Below are 14791 nucleotides of genomic sequence, written 5' to 3'. Positions count from 1 at the left end.
ACAACTACATTCTGTCAGATTTAAATCTTTTTTTTCGTACATGCTAATTTGCCTTGCTGAAAAAAAAGCAATTATTTCAAAAGAATATACAGAAATGATACTGTTTTTATTTAATGATAATTTACAATTTTAGATTAAAGACCTGATTCAAAGATTCAAAGAGGCATAGGTTCAAAGATTTTTCGGTAAAGGCATTATACAGCAATGTATCTGCCTTCAAGTTAAAAATAGCTGTGTAAATCCGTTTAATCCTTGTCATCAGAGTTCCATTATAAGTCAAATAAAAAGTAAAAAAATGATAAAAAAGATTAATAATATAGTAAGCAGCATCTTCGCTTTGAGCATGTTCTTCAGCCTACCTATATTGTCACAAGAAAAAAAACAGAAAACAACTAATCCAGATTACACCCAATATGTAAATCCATTTATAGGTTCAGCAGGTCATGGACATGTTTTTGTGGGTGCCAATGTTCCTTTTGGAGCAGTTCAGTTAGGGCCTGTAAATATTTTTGAAGGCTGGGATTGGTGCAGTGGTTACAATTATGCCAGCAATACTATTTTAGGATTTACACATACACATTTGAGCGGCACCGGAATTGGCGATTTAAATGATATTCTTTTGCTGCCGGTTTCTGGAAAAGTGCCTCTTTTTAAAGGCACAAAAGAGGACATGGTAAACGGTTATGGTTCTTATTTTTCGCATGAAAACGAAGTAAGCAAACCAGGTTATTACAGCGTTTTATTGGATAAATATAAAATTAAAGCCGAATTAACAGCCAGCGAAAGAGTTGGTTTTCATAAATACACTTTCAATTCTGCTACAGATTCTCATGTTTTAGTAGACCTCGCGGATGGTGTAGGCTGGGACAAACCGGTAAAAACATTCATCAAAAAAATAAATGAAACGACACTTGTCGGATATCGTTTTTCAGAAGGATGGGCGACAGATCAGCGTGTTTATTTTGCAATGGAATTTTCTGAACCAATTTCAGGTTTGGCACTTTATGATGATAAAACAGCCGTTCAGGGAAATGAAGGAGAAGGTTTAAAAATGAAAGCTGTTGTGGGTTTTACTACTTTAAAAAACAAACAGGTTTTAGTAAAAGTTGGAATTTCGCCTGTAAGTTATGAAAATGCTGCTGCTAATATAAAAGCAGAGATTCCAAATTGGGATTTTGATAAAACAGTAAAAGAAGCAACTTCAAAATGGAATAAAGAATTAAGCAAAATCCAGATCAAAGCGGATGATAAAACAATGAAAGTTTTTTATACTGCTTTATATCATACTGCCTTTGCACCTTCTATTTTTAATGATGCAAACGGAGATTACAGAGGAACGGATAAAAAAGTGTATGAAAAAGCAAACTTCACCAATTACACTACTTTTTCACTTTGGGATACTTACAGAGGTTTGCATCCACTATATACGATCACACAGCCCGATAAAATTAATGATATTGTAAAATCATTTTTGGCTATTTATCAACAGCAGGGAAGATTGCCGGTTTGGCATTTAATGGGGAATGAAACCAATACGATGAATGGAAATCATTCCATTGCAGTAATTGTGGATGCCTATTTAAAAGGGTACAGAGATTATGATGTTGCCTTAGCATATGAAGCCATCAAAAAAACGGCTATGCAAACGCGTGACGGAATGGATTATGTACAAAAATTAGAATATATTCCTGCTGATAAAATGCTGGAAACTGTTGGAAATGCTTTAGAATATGCGATTGATGATTACTGTGTAGCTCAAATGGCAAAGGCTTTAAACAAAACGGATGATTATACCTATTTCACAAAAAGAGCCAATTTGTATAAACTTTATTTCGATAAAGAAACTACTTTTATGCGTGGTAAATTAACTGATGGAAATTGGAGGACACCCTTTAATCCGCTTTCATCTGCGCATCGTAAAGACGATTATGTAGAAGGAAATGCCTGGCAATATACCTGGCTGGTTCCGCAGGATCCTTATGGCCTAATTGATTTATTTGGAAGCGAAAGTAAATTTTTATCCAAATTAGATTCACTTTTTCTAATAACAGATAAAGTAGAAGGAGAAGAAGTTTCACCGGATATCAGTGGTTTGATTGGGCAATATGCACAAGGAAACGAACCGAATCATCATATTCCGTATTTATATGCCTATGCCGGAGAACCTTGGAAAACAGCCAAATTAATTAGGGAAATTAATGATAAATTCTATTCGACAAAACCAGACGGATTGTGTGGTAATGAAGATCTGGGCCAAATGTCTGCCTGGTATGTTTTATCTTCAATGGGATTTTATTCGGTTAATCCCGCAAATGGAATTTATGTTTTTGGAAGTCCGTTGGTAAACGAAGCAGTAATTCATCAAAAAAAAGGAATTTCATTTACCTTAAAAGCAATAGACAACAGTGCTTCCAATATGTACATCCAGAAAGCAGAATACAATGGAAAAACATACACAAAATCGTATATCACACAGGATATGATTGTAAAAGGTGGTGAATTAAAATTGTATATGGGAAGTAAGCCTTCAGAAACTTTTGGAGTAAAAAAAGAAGATAGACCTCTTTAGGAAGTTTTCAGTTTACAGTCGCAGTTTACAGTTTTCTGCACGGTTAAAAACTTGTAGTTATAAATAAGTCACAGTTTAAAGCTTAAAGCCTATAATTATGAAAATAAAGCATTTAATTTTTTTAGTAGTAACACAATTTTGTCTCGTTGCAAATGCGCAGGATAAAATCCTTGATCCGGTTGAATATGTCAATCCTTTGATGGGAACGCAATCTTTGCACAGTCTTTCGAACGGAAATACGTATCCGGCAATTTGCAGGCCTTGGGGAATGAATTTCTGGACACCGCAAACCGGTAAAATGGGAGATGGATGGGCTTATACCTATACCGCCGAAAAAATTAGAGGTTTTAAACAAACACATCAGCCATCGCCATGGATGAACGATTACGGCCAGTTTTCGATTATGCCGGTAACAGGCAAATTGGCTTTCGCGGAAGCGGACAGGGCAAGCTGGTTTAGTCATAAGGCTGAGGTTTCAAAACCCTATTATTACAGCGTTTATTTGGCTGATTATGATGTTACCACAGAAATTACAGCAACAGAAAGAGCAGCACATTTTCAAATTAAATTTCCTGAAAACGAACAGTCATCCATTGTAATTGATGCTTTTGATAAAGGCTCTTATATTAAAATTATCCCTTCCGAGAATAAAATTATCGGTTATACAACTCGCAACAGTGGAGGTGTTCCAACCAACTTCAAAAACTACTTTGTTTTGGTTTTTGATAAGCCATTTGCATCAAATTCTACCTGGAATGATAAAGGTTTAGAAAAAGACAAATTAGAATTACAAGATGATCATGCAGGAGCTGTGGTTGGTTTTAAAACTAAAAAAGGAGAAATCATAAATGTAAAAGTGGCTTCATCGTTTATTAGTCCGGAACAAGCTGAACTGAATCTAAAATCAGAATTAGGAAATGCCTCCTTTAATGAAACGGTAGCAGCGTCTAAAAAAGAATGGAATAAAGTACTAAATAAAATAGCTGCAGAAAGTGAAAATGTAGACCAATTAAAAACGTTCTATTCCTGCCTGTACCGCGCCACTTGTTTTCCTCAAAAACAATATGAAGTAAATGCAAAAGGAGAAACAGTGCATTACAGCCCTTATAATGGAAATATTTTGCCGGGTTATATGTACGCCGGAACTGGTTTTTGGGATACTTTTCGCGCCCTTTATCCATTGCTGAATTTGGTTTATCCTTCTGTCAATAAAGAAATGCAGGAAGGTTTAATTAATGATTACAAAGAAGGTGGATTTTTACCGGAATGGTCAAGTCCGGGTTTTCGAAATGTAATGGTCGGGAATAATTCAGCTTCTGTGGTTTCTGATGCTTATATGAAAGGTTTACGCGGATATGACATCAATACTTTATACGAAGCTTTAGTTCATGGAGCTAATAATGAAGGCCCGATGGATGCCGTAGGAAGAACGGGCGTTTCTTATTATAATACCTTAGGTTATGTTCCTTATGATGTGAAAATTAATGAAAATGCTGCCAGAACACTTGAATATGCTTATGATGATTTTGCAATTTGGAAATTAGCAAAAGCCTTAAATCGTCCTAAAAAGGAAATCAGTGTATTTGAGAAAAGAATGATGAATTATAAAAATCTTTATAATCCTGAAATTGGTTTAATGAGTGGAAGAAATAAAGACGGAAGTTTTCCAAAAAATTTCAATCCGTTTAAATGGGGAGATGCTTTTACAGAAGGAAATGCATGGCATTACAGCTGGAGTGTATTTCATGACGTTCAGGGCTTAATTGATTTAATGGGCGGACAGAAAAAATTTACAGCGAAACTAGATGCGGTTTTTTCAACACCTCCGGTTTTTGATGATAGTTATTACGGATCCGTTATTCATGAAATCCGCGAAATGCAAATCATGAATATGGGGCAATATGCGCATGGAAATCAGCCTATTCAGCACATGATTTATTTGTATAATTATGCAGGTGAGCCCTGGAAAACACAATACTGGTCAAGAGAAGTAATGAACCGTTTGTACAAACCAACTCCGGATGGCTATTGCGGTGATGAAGATAACGGACAGACCTCAGCCTGGTATATTTTCTCTGCGATGGGATTTTATCCGGTATGCCCGGCGACGGACGAATATGTTTTGGGTGCGCCATTATTTAAGAAATTGACTTTACAATTAGAAAACGGAAAACAACTCATTATAAATGCTCCAAAAAATTCAGAAACCAATAAATATGTTCAGGATTTAAAATGGAATAGTTCGGCTTATACTAAAAATTTCATCAATCATTTTGAGGTGTTAAAAGGTGGCGAACTAAATTTTGATATGACAAGTGAGCCAAATTTACAAAGAGGAACATCAGCAAGTGCCTTTCCATATTCTTATTCAACTTCAAAATAATATTATGCAATCACGTAGAAAATTTATAAAAAATACCGGAATTTTTTCAGCAGGATTATTGGCACTCCAAACAGATGTTTTTGGAATGCAATCGGACACTTTCAATTTTGCCCTTAAAGATTTCATCAGCAAAAGACCTCCATTAGCAGAACGAAAATTTACAAGTCCGGCGATAGAAGCTGCAATTGTTAGAATCAAAAAACAAATTGCAAATCCGGAACTGGCGTGGTTATTTGAAAACTGTTTCCCAAATACGCTGGATACTACAGTAGATTTTGAAATTATAGATGGAAAACCAGATACTTATGTAATCACTGGAGATATTGATGCGATGTGGTTGCGCGATAGTACAGCCCAAATCTGGCCGTATATTCCGTTTGTAAAAGAAGATAAAAAACTGGCAGAATTGGTAAAAGGGGTAATTAACCGCCAAACCAAATGTATTTTGCTGGATCCTTATGCAAATGCTTTTTATAAAGATTTTACCAAAATAAGCGAGTGGAAAAATGATATGACCAAAATGCAACCGGGCATTCACGAACGCAAATGGGAAATCGACAGTTTGTGTTATCCTATTCGATTGGCGCATGGCTATTGGGCAGCAACTGGTGATTTGAGTTTATTTGACAGTAAGTGGAAAGAAGCGATGCTTTTGGTATTGCAGACTTTCAAAGAACAACAACGCTGGCATGATAAAGGGCCTTATACTTTTCAGCGCGAAACTGCCTGGGCAACAGACGGAGTACCTTTAGGTGGTTACGGGTATCCGGTAAAACCTTGCGGATTAATCGTTTCGACTTTCAGACCAAGTGACGACAGTACTTTATTTGGCTATTTGATTCCGAGTAATATGTTTGCGATTGAAGTTTTAGGTTATTTAATCGAAATCTTCTCTTTGCCGGCTCTGTTAGACAAAAATTTAGTGGCTAAAGCCAAAGAATTAAGAGAACAGGTGCAGAAAGGTTTAGAAGAAAACGCAATTATTGATCATCCAAAATTTGGTAAAATCATCGCTTTTGAAGTAAATGGATACGGCAGTTTTCATATGATGGATGATGCCAATGTTCCTTCATTATTGTCTTTGCCTTATTTAGGAGCAATTGAACCGGATAGTCCTCTTTATTTGAATACCCGTAAAGTAGTGCTTTCAGAAAACAATCCTTTTTTCTATAAAGGAAAAGCAGGCGAAGGCGTTGGCGGACCGCATACCGGAGCTGATACAATTTGGCCAATGAGTATTGTTTTGCGAGCCATTACAAGTGTAGACGAAAAGGAGATTAAAGCCTGTATTAGCAATTTAATCAAAACAAATGCAGATACTGGTTTTATGCACGAATCATTTCATAAAGATGATGTGGCTAAGTTTACCCGGAAATGGTTTGCCTGGGCGAATACGCTTTTTGGAGAAATGATTGTTCATACGAGTATCAAATATCCTCAGATTTTAAAAGATAAGAATATCTAAAATTAAAAATATAAAATACACTATTAAAAAATTAGGTATTGATACTTAGTTGTTTAATGGTTCAATTCAAGAAAATAAGATGAATAAAGAATATGCCGTAGGAATTGACATAGGAGGAACACATATTACCGCAGCGATTATAGATATTGTTAATATGAAAGTGATTGATTTTTCGTTACATAAAGAATCATTTGATTCTAATTTGCCTGTGAATGAGGTCATGTCAATTTGGGAAAAAGCGATTCGTATTTCAGTCGAAAATTCGAAAGTAGATGAGATAAAAGGACTTGCGGTATGTATGCCGGGCCCGTTTGATTATACGAACGGACTCTGTTGGATAAAAGACCAGTCAAAATATGAACATTTTTATGGTTTAAATGTTCGTTATTTATTTCAGGGCGGTCTTAATCTTTCCAGTGAATTTCCCATTCTTTTTGAAAATGATGCTGTTTGTTTTGGAAAAGGAGAGGTCTTTAAAGATTCGGCAAATCTTTCGAAAAAAGTAATGGCCGTGACACTTGGAACCGGACTTGGAGCCTGTTTTATAGATAAAGGTGTTTCAATTGTTTCTGGGGAATTGGTTCCTGCAGATGGCGAAATTTACAATATTCCTTATAAAGGTGGTATTGCTGAAGACTATGTTTCTGCGAGAGGTCTTTTGTCGGCTTATAAAAACCTAACTGGGAAAAATCTTAACAATGGATTAGAACTTTTTAATCTGGCTGTTGCCGAAGATGAAGCTGCTATAGAAATATTTGAAAAAATGGGCGAAGATTTAGCCACAGTTGTAATTCCGTGGTTAGAAAAATTTGACGCTGATAGTTTTATTATTGGCGGAAAAATTGCCAACGCAAGCGAATTTTTTCTGAAGAGTTTCAATAAAAAAATCAAGGAATCGGGTCTTGAAATTACGGTTTCTGTTTCTACTGATAATGAAGTTTCGGCTTTATTAGGCGCTGCAAGTATGCTTTATACAGCCTAATTTTCTTTAAAAATAAATTTTAGCAGATTCAAAATCATTGAGAATCTGTTGAAAAATTAGAATGTCTGTAAGTATGATCTTAATTTACGTTAAGCTTCTTTTAAATAAAGAAACATTTTTTGTTTGTAATTTTTGATGGCTGGGTCTATCGTTTCAAGTTTTCGATTGATCAGATTTATAACGCCGAAACAGCATCATGAAACATGATACTGTTTAAGCTCCTAAAAAATGAAAAAAACTCCCCCAAACTATAAATTACTATGATTCTTAAGTTTTTATCTTATTAATAATGTTTTTACTTTTTAGAAGTTCCGACACTTTCCGCTTTTTGGAAACTTTCAATTACTGCCTGATAATTTGGCATTACGGTAGAATACGCCTCTGCAAATTGTAAAGCATCAGGACGATTCCATGTTTTTTGAATTTCGCTGCAAACCGCTGTTGTGCTTATTGGTATTACACCCGCAAGTGATAATCTTGCAAGGGTTGCTTGTGAAGACAAAGTACTCATATCTCCGGAGGCATCAATAACAGCAAAGACTTCGTAACCCTCTGATACAGCTGATATAGATGGAAAAGCCACACAAACGCTGGTTAATACTCCGCCAATGATCAATTTTTTCTTCCCTGTTTTTTTTACAGCTTCAACAAATGCCGGGGTATCCCAGGAGTTGATTTCTCCATTTCTGGGTACATAAACTGCATGTGGAGCATATTTATGAATTTCAGGCATTAAAGGACCGTTTGGACCATTTGGCTCCGAAGCAGTTGTTATTACAGGAATATTCTCGATTGCTGCGATTTTAGCTAATGTGGTCACATTGTTACGTAAGGACGTAACATCAATATCTTTTACGGTTTGAAATAAACCACTTTGATGATCGATAAGCAAGATGGCTACATCATCTGAATTAATTCTGGTTACTACTGACATTTTTTTAAATTTATTTGTTGTTACTAAGTTTCCTATTATTTATGCTAAATGTCCAAACTTGTCCATGTTAACATCGTTAATGGCCTGAATAATTTCTTCCTGCGTATTCATAACAAAAGGGCCGTGAGCAACTATTGGCTCATTGATAGGTTCTCCGCTTAAAATGAGTACTATCGTATCTTGAAGTGCTTTAATGGTGAATTCCTCGCCTTCATTTGCAAATAGTAAAAAATGATCAGTCGGAACATTTTTACTATCATTCACCCTGATACTTCCCTCAATAACAAGAAGAGCAGAATTGTGATTCGCCGGAAAATTAAAACTTGCCGATGCATCTTTGTTTAGCTTAGCATTAAACAAATTAACAGGAGTAAAGGTTGTCGCTGTTCCTGAAGTTCCATTATATTCACCTGCAATGACTTCTATAATTCCACCGTTATCAGTTAGTTTGTATTTATTGATTTCATTGTTCGTAATTCCCTGATATTTTGGTTTTGTCATTTTATCTTTTGCCGGAAGATTAACCCAAAGTTGTACCATTTGAAAATCGCCGCCTTCTTTACTAAACTGCTCTTCGTGGTATTCTTTATGTAGAATTCCGGATGCGGTAGTCATCCATTGTACATCTCCTTCGCCAATTACACCGCTATTTCCGGAACTGTCATGGTGTGCTACTTTTCCTTTATAAGCAATTGTAACCGTTTCAAAACCTCTATGCGGATGTACACCAACGCCTCTTGATTTAGTAGTTGGGGAGAAATAAAATTTAGAATTATAATCCATCATGATAAACGGACTCATTCGTTCCATGCTCATTCCTTTTCCATACGGAATAAAATTATGTACCCTAAAACCATCGCCTACCATATGTGGTGCAGGTGGTGATAATACGTGTTCTATTTTTTTAGTTTTCATTTTGTTGTGATTCTTGATTGTGAAATAATGAATTAGCCTGATACCTGGGATGCCTGTCGATGTACGATTTTATGTAAGGACAATAAGGTTTTACTTTAAGATGATGTTCTTCTGCATAATCCAGAACATATTTGGCTATGTAGGCTGCTATTCCTTTTCCTCCTAATTCAGAAGGAACTTCGGTATGGATATAGGAAATGCCGCCATCAAACAATTTGTATTGTTCAAACGCTATCTTTTCGTCCAGATGAATCTCAAAACGGTTGTCTTTTTCATTGTTTATAACTGTGTAATCCATGGCGTAATTTTTTAGTATTGTAAAATTAGCAAGGATAAAACACGAAGCACTTGACCTATGTTAAGAAATACAGAAAGGGGAAAATGAATGAATTGACAAAAATCAATTTGTACGGATGAAAGAATGCAGTAGCAGCATTAAGGTTTCAAAATCTATTTTGAAACAGAAATAATGGTTGTAACTAATTTACTGTTTGAAGTTTTTTCTGGCAAGTTCTTTACGTACCCTGCTTAAACTTTCAGGAGTAATACCAAGATAAGAAGCGATCATTTGGAGTGGCAATCTAGACGTAATTTCGCGATGGGTTTCTATAAAGTCTAAATATTTTTTTTCGGCTGTGGCTGCTAATAAATAGTTTATTCTTTTCTGCATCTGTCTAATGTTTTTTTGCAATGCGAGACTATTGAAAGAGGCAAAGTTTTTAGAAAGTTTTTCAGCATTTTTAATAAACTCCTTATGGATATAAACGATCTCAGCATCTTCAATTACATCAATAAATAATTCTGAAGGTTCATCAAAATAAAAACTACTTCGGTCTGCAATCCACCAATTTTCAGAAGCAAACTGAATAATATGATTTTTCCCCATTTCATCTACCGTATAGGAGCGCAACATTCCTTTGCAAACAAAAAATGCCCTGTTGCAAATTTGATTTTCCTTTAGTAAAATAGTTCCTTTTTTTGCTTTAAGCGAATACACTAAATGTTCCAATTCTTTATACTCATTTTCTGAGGTGCCCGTATTATCAATGATATATTTTTTAAATTGTTCCAGCATTTGAGTTAGGAGATTTATTTATACAAAATTAATTATGACGATAAAGTCTTTAAAATTTAGAAGTTTTAAAGTACAAAAAATAACTCAATAAATTTCAATGAAGAAAGATATAGACTGTTGTAATTTTATTTGCTTCTTGTTACACTTACGTTATTCCAATTGTTTTAAAGCGTTTAGCTAGATTTATAATATAAAAAAGCTCCAGATTTCTCTGAAGCTTTGTCTGATTCTCTATAGGAATAATTTTAGAGCTATTTTATAGATGATTTGAAGAAGTTAATACAGAATGTTTAGTTGTAAGAGTTCTATAAAAGCAAATCCAGATGTCATTGTAAGAATGGTAAAAACTATACTTTAAAAATTAGTATTAACTTTTTTAGAACGATCTGCAATGTGTGAAATAAGCCAGATTGTTTGTCCATCTTTTACAAAGTATATTTTTTTTGTCTCTAAATTCGGAATACTTTCCAGGCAGCTCACAAGTATGTTATTTGCAGAAATAAGATATTTCTGATCATAAGTACTTAAAACCCTGGCTGCTTCTTTATTAGTTTTAGAAAGAGTAGTAAACTTGGTGAAATTGTTTTTTAGGATTGCATCGTAATTAAGAACGTCTTCCATATTTAAAGAAACATAGTGTTCTTTAATGTTTTCATTATAATATAGGGTTGCAAATGCCCAGACAGCTCCACCTGATAAATATATTTTATCTTTTTTCAATAAAAGAGGGTTTTTGTCAAGCAAATCTTTGATCTTCTTGCGCAGAACGGAGTTAAAGTCAAAAGATTTTTCCTGATATACTGACATATCATTAGCTTGATTTTGTTTGGCAACCGTTTTTTGTACAGCATCGGTAAGTGTCATTGTGCCGAAATCAAGTTCAAGAGGTATAAACTCTAATTTGTCATCTTTAAGTTCGTCAATGTATCCTCCTTTGGTGGTTTGAGCACCGATATCAAGCAGGAAAGCATTAGCATAATCTACTGGTGGAATAGCGCCCTTAACCAACGTTTTAGGTTCTTCATTAACATTAAGTATGTCAAGATTTTTCCTGGTTAAAGAAGTGATTTTATTTTTTAAAACGTCAATGTTACGTGCAGATGCGAAAACCGGAGCGGCAACTATAAATATGTTTTCTTCAAGCAGTTTAAATTCGGCTCTTATTTTTTTCAACTGATCAGCAACTGTAACACCAGCTTTATCAATATCTTCCTGAGTAAGCTCGCCGTTAGCAGTAATATGATCGGCAAAACTAAATCTCTCAGTTGCGAAATACAAAATATCGTAATCAGCTTTTCTGATGTTATTTACATCAAGAACTGAAACTTTTATAGCTCTGCGTCCGATTTCAATTCCGGCATAAAGATTTTTTTGCGCAAATGAATTAATGGAAAAAAATAAAATTAAAAAAATAAAAACTAGAATTTGGGATTTGTTTTTTTTAAGCATTGGATTTAATTGTAGTTATGGTATTATTTATTTACGAATGAAGACGTAAGGAAAAGTCCTATTTATGTGAAAGTCATAATTTTAAATTAGAAATAATGGGTTTCAATACAGGATTGCAAATTTATAAAAACATTTACTAACATAAATGCAGTTGTCAGGAAAACATGTTATTTTATTATTAAGATAGTAATTCAAAGGTAATGCTTAGTGATTTACTATTTCTAATGTATTGAAAAAGAGTAGTAATCGGAAAATAATTGAGGGAAGCGTAAGTAGGTGATGTTCTTTTGTTCTTCGAATGTTTGTACGAAAATCTGCGTAAATATCTCTGACTTTACCCAGTTTTTTTAGCTCTTATGGAAATCAAAACCTGATAAAAGTCTCCGGATTTTTATGATTACTTATCAAAAATCTCTATAATTTATATTAAAGTCGAAGACTTTGAGAGATTTCTGTTTTTCAATTATATTTTTTGAAGTGACGCAAAAGTCAGAGACATTGCAGCAGCGGTAGTGAGAACACTTTGAAGAGCGAGGGGTTTATTCAATTACAATAAATATGCTTGGATTTTATTTGCCCATTGCATAAGTAATACCTCCAAGCAAATGCTGCACAAAAAGAGAATCGCTGTAGCTTTCAGAGCTATGTCCTAAAGCAGTGTAAAACGCTCGGCCGCCATCATACTCATGATACCATGCCAAAGGATGATTGTTACCATGTTTACCGCCTTTATAGGAAGATTCGTCAATTTTTATCAGCACATTTACATCTGGATTTAAATATTTAAAATTGTACCATTCATCTTTTCTTTCCCAAATTTCCGGAAGATGTTTTGTAGAAGGATGTTCAGGATTAACGATTAGTAGTTTAGCATTTTGCGGTTCCGGATGCCCGTCAAAAACACCACCGATCATTTGTGTGTACCAGGACCAGTCTGGTTCGCAGTTTGTAGCCGAGTGAATACCTACAAAACCATTTCCTTTTTGTATAAATTTTTGCAAAGCCAATTTCTGATTTTCGCCTAAAACATGACCAGAAGCACTTAAAAATATGACAACTTGGTATTGTTTTAAGTTTTTTGAATTAATAACAAGAGAATCTTCAGTAGCATCGACCAGAAAATGATTTTCCTGTCCTAATTTTTTTATAGCTGCGATTCCGGCAGTGATACTTTCATGCCTGAAGCCATTAGTTTTAGAAAAAATCAGCACTTTTTTGATTTTATCAGAAGCTGTTTGCTCTGTGTTTTTTTGATAGAAAGAAACTAGAAAATAGCTTGTCAGCAGAATAGCAGTGTATAAAAAATATTTTCTAATTGATGACAGTTGATTCATTTTGCAAAATTTTATTTTGGGAAGATAGAAAAATATCCTTTGAGAAAGATTTTGTGTCATATGAGATTTTATTATGTTTCCTTCCGCTTTGCGAAGTGTTACTCATGAAAAGCTGGCAAACCTCTCTGATTTTGCGCAATTTTTTTGTTTCTTAAAAATTGTAACGTCATAAAAGTCCCTTACTTTTTAGGTTTTATTTAGCTCAAAATAAAAAAGCTCCAGATTTCTCTGAAGCTTTGTCTTAGTAGCGGGAAGTATTTAAATATCTAACCAGATTATTGAGATTATTACGCGATTTTTGCAATATCATCTAAAATTTAATATCACAATACCCTAATTATTTCAATTCTTAGTAATTAGCTATATTAGCCAAATAAAAGTCATCGATATATTATATTTTGTTTGCCATTTATCTAAAAAATATGAAGCAATTCTTTTTGATCTTAATAACCATTACAATTCTGTCTTGTAATGATAAGAAAGCTCCTTACGCAGATGGAGAAAAAGAACATATGGAATTACATAAAGAAATGGAAAAGGTCGATAGGGAATATCAGAAATTTCAAAATATTTTAGTACAGCTCTATATTGCTGGAGAAAAAGATCCTAGAAAAGTGCTTTTACAGATAGACAATTTAATTGCTCTCAATAAGAAAGAAAAAGACAAATATAAGTCTCAAATTAAGTCTAATGTCAACGAAGGTTTTCACAGTCTTAAAGCTGAATTGTATTATAAACTTGGCAAATACAACGAATCAATTAAAGAATTAAATAATAAACAATATAAATCCGGTGATGTCGCAGCCGCTTATGCAGCAAATTACATCAAATTAAAAGATTATAAAAAAGCAAAATCATTTATTGATAGTGTAGGAATAGGTTACTATATTTATGATTATGCTCTGGGAAATTATTATGAATGTGTTGGAAATAAAACCGAAGCATTAAAAATATATAAAGAAATAAAAGAAGACAAAACAATAAAGCATTACGCTTATTACAAATTGGCATTAAATAGGTTCGATAAACTCTATAAAAATGATGGAAAACTTCTAGATGAAATCTATTACCCTACTCAAAACCCAAATTTTGAAACAGCAGATTCTGATAATGAAAATAGAACCAAAATTTTCAATTTAATGAAGGAACTTCCAGAAAATCAAGAATGGGCTGGAACAAGTATTATAGAATCTCCACAAATTAATGATAAGAATTATTACTGGGTTAGAGTTACAAATCAAAATAAGGAAGAATTCAATTATTACATTTATCAAGAAACTTTTGAGATAAAATTTTTCAATCCTAAAAGTAAAAAATTATTATCGCTCGAAGAATGGAGAAAATAAAATAAAAAAACTATCTCTAAATAAAAAATGTTTTAAAGTGACTGTGACGGTACACAATTAGACTACTCAGCTCCTCGAACAGTTCTTATTGGAAGGCTGGCGAATGTCTCCTGACTTCTCACCCGCAATCTAAGTCAAAATAATAAGACTTGTGGAAAAGGGAGTATAAAACAAAAAAGCTCCAGATTTCTCTGAAGCTTTTACTTTGTAGCCCTAACGGGACAATTCTCGAACCATTTTATAGATGATTTGAGAATAATAAATATAATTCAATTATCAATTAATGAATCTACTTTATAGATATCTAATTGGATTTTAAGTTTTTTATTTTTTACTATA

General features: G+C 33.9%; 11 protein-coding genes. 5 read left to right on the top strand and 6 right to left on the bottom strand.

The annotated features are described in order from the left end of the window. Nucleotides 1-295: 295 nt before the first annotated feature. The 4 genes from IHE43_RS21490 (at nt 296) to IHE43_RS21475 (ending at nt 7399) form a co-directional block, all read left to right on the top strand. Nucleotides 296-2569 (top strand): GH92 family glycosyl hydrolase, encoded by a 2274-nt coding sequence (locus tag IHE43_RS21490; RefSeq protein WP_192185791.1) that lies wholly within the window; start codon nt 296-298, stop codon nt 2567-2569. Between the two features lie 97 nt (nt 2570-2666). Further along, the gene (locus IHE43_RS21485; protein WP_192185790.1) at nt 2667-4952 is read left to right on the top strand and encodes a GH92 family glycosyl hydrolase; all 2286 of its coding nucleotides are present in this window, start codon (nt 2667-2669) and stop codon (nt 4950-4952) included. 4 nt (nt 4953-4956) lie between these two features. After that, a complete protein-coding gene (locus tag IHE43_RS21480; protein ID WP_192185789.1) occupies nt 4957-6417 on the top strand; it encodes a glycoside hydrolase family 125 protein in 1461 nt (486 codons plus the stop codon). A 79-nt stretch (nt 6418-6496) separates the two neighbouring features. Further along, on the top strand, nt 6497-7399 hold the full coding sequence (locus tag IHE43_RS21475; protein ID WP_192185788.1) for an ROK family protein: 903 nt from the start codon (nt 6497-6499) through the stop codon (nt 7397-7399). A gap of 295 nt (nt 7400-7694) precedes the next feature. On the opposite strand, the gene IHE43_RS21470 is transcribed toward IHE43_RS21475, so the two are convergent. The 6 genes from IHE43_RS21470 to IHE43_RS21445 form a co-directional block, all read right to left on the bottom strand. Beyond that, a complete protein-coding gene (locus IHE43_RS21470) occupies nt 7695-8333 on the bottom strand; it encodes an isochorismatase family protein (RefSeq protein ID WP_192185787.1) in 639 nt (212 codons plus the stop codon). Nucleotides 8334-8372: 39 nt separating this feature from the next. Then, nucleotides 8373-9248 (bottom strand): pirin family protein, encoded by an 876-nt coding sequence (locus IHE43_RS21465; RefSeq protein ID WP_192185786.1) that lies wholly within the window; start codon nt 9246-9248, stop codon nt 8373-8375. After that, the gene (locus tag IHE43_RS21460) at nt 9238-9546 is read right to left on the bottom strand and encodes a GNAT family N-acetyltransferase (RefSeq protein ID WP_192185785.1); all 309 of its coding nucleotides are present in this window, start codon (nt 9544-9546) and stop codon (nt 9238-9240) included. Before IHE43_RS21460 ends, IHE43_RS21465 begins: the two co-directional genes overlap by 11 nt. A 186-nt stretch (nt 9547-9732) precedes the next feature. Then, entirely contained in the window at nt 9733-10323 is a 591-nt protein-coding gene (locus IHE43_RS21455; protein ID WP_192185784.1) for a Crp/Fnr family transcriptional regulator, read from the bottom strand. 354 nt (nt 10324-10677) lie between these two features. After that, nucleotides 10678-11772 (bottom strand): exopolyphosphatase, encoded by a 1095-nt coding sequence (locus IHE43_RS21450; protein ID WP_192185783.1) that lies wholly within the window; start codon nt 11770-11772, stop codon nt 10678-10680. A gap of 569 nt (nt 11773-12341) precedes the next feature. Continuing rightward, complete coding sequence (locus IHE43_RS21445; RefSeq protein ID WP_192185782.1) at nt 12342-13106, bottom strand: ThuA domain-containing protein; 765 nt, start codon at nt 13104-13106, stop codon at nt 12342-12344. A gap of 422 nt (nt 13107-13528) precedes the next feature. Between IHE43_RS21445 and IHE43_RS21440 the strand changes: the two genes are divergently transcribed. Continuing rightward, complete coding sequence (locus IHE43_RS21440) at nt 13529-14452, top strand: hypothetical protein (RefSeq protein WP_192185781.1); 924 nt, start codon at nt 13529-13531, stop codon at nt 14450-14452. The last annotated feature ends 339 nt before the right edge of the window (nt 14453-14791 follow it).

Origin of the sequence: Flavobacterium sp. MDT1-60, from assembly GCF_014844035.1 — a bacterium.
Lineage (GTDB): Bacteria > Bacteroidota > Bacteroidia > Flavobacteriales > Flavobacteriaceae > Flavobacterium.
The sequence above is the reverse complement of the archived record's forward strand: the minus strand, read 5'-3'. Positions and strand labels throughout refer to the sequence as shown.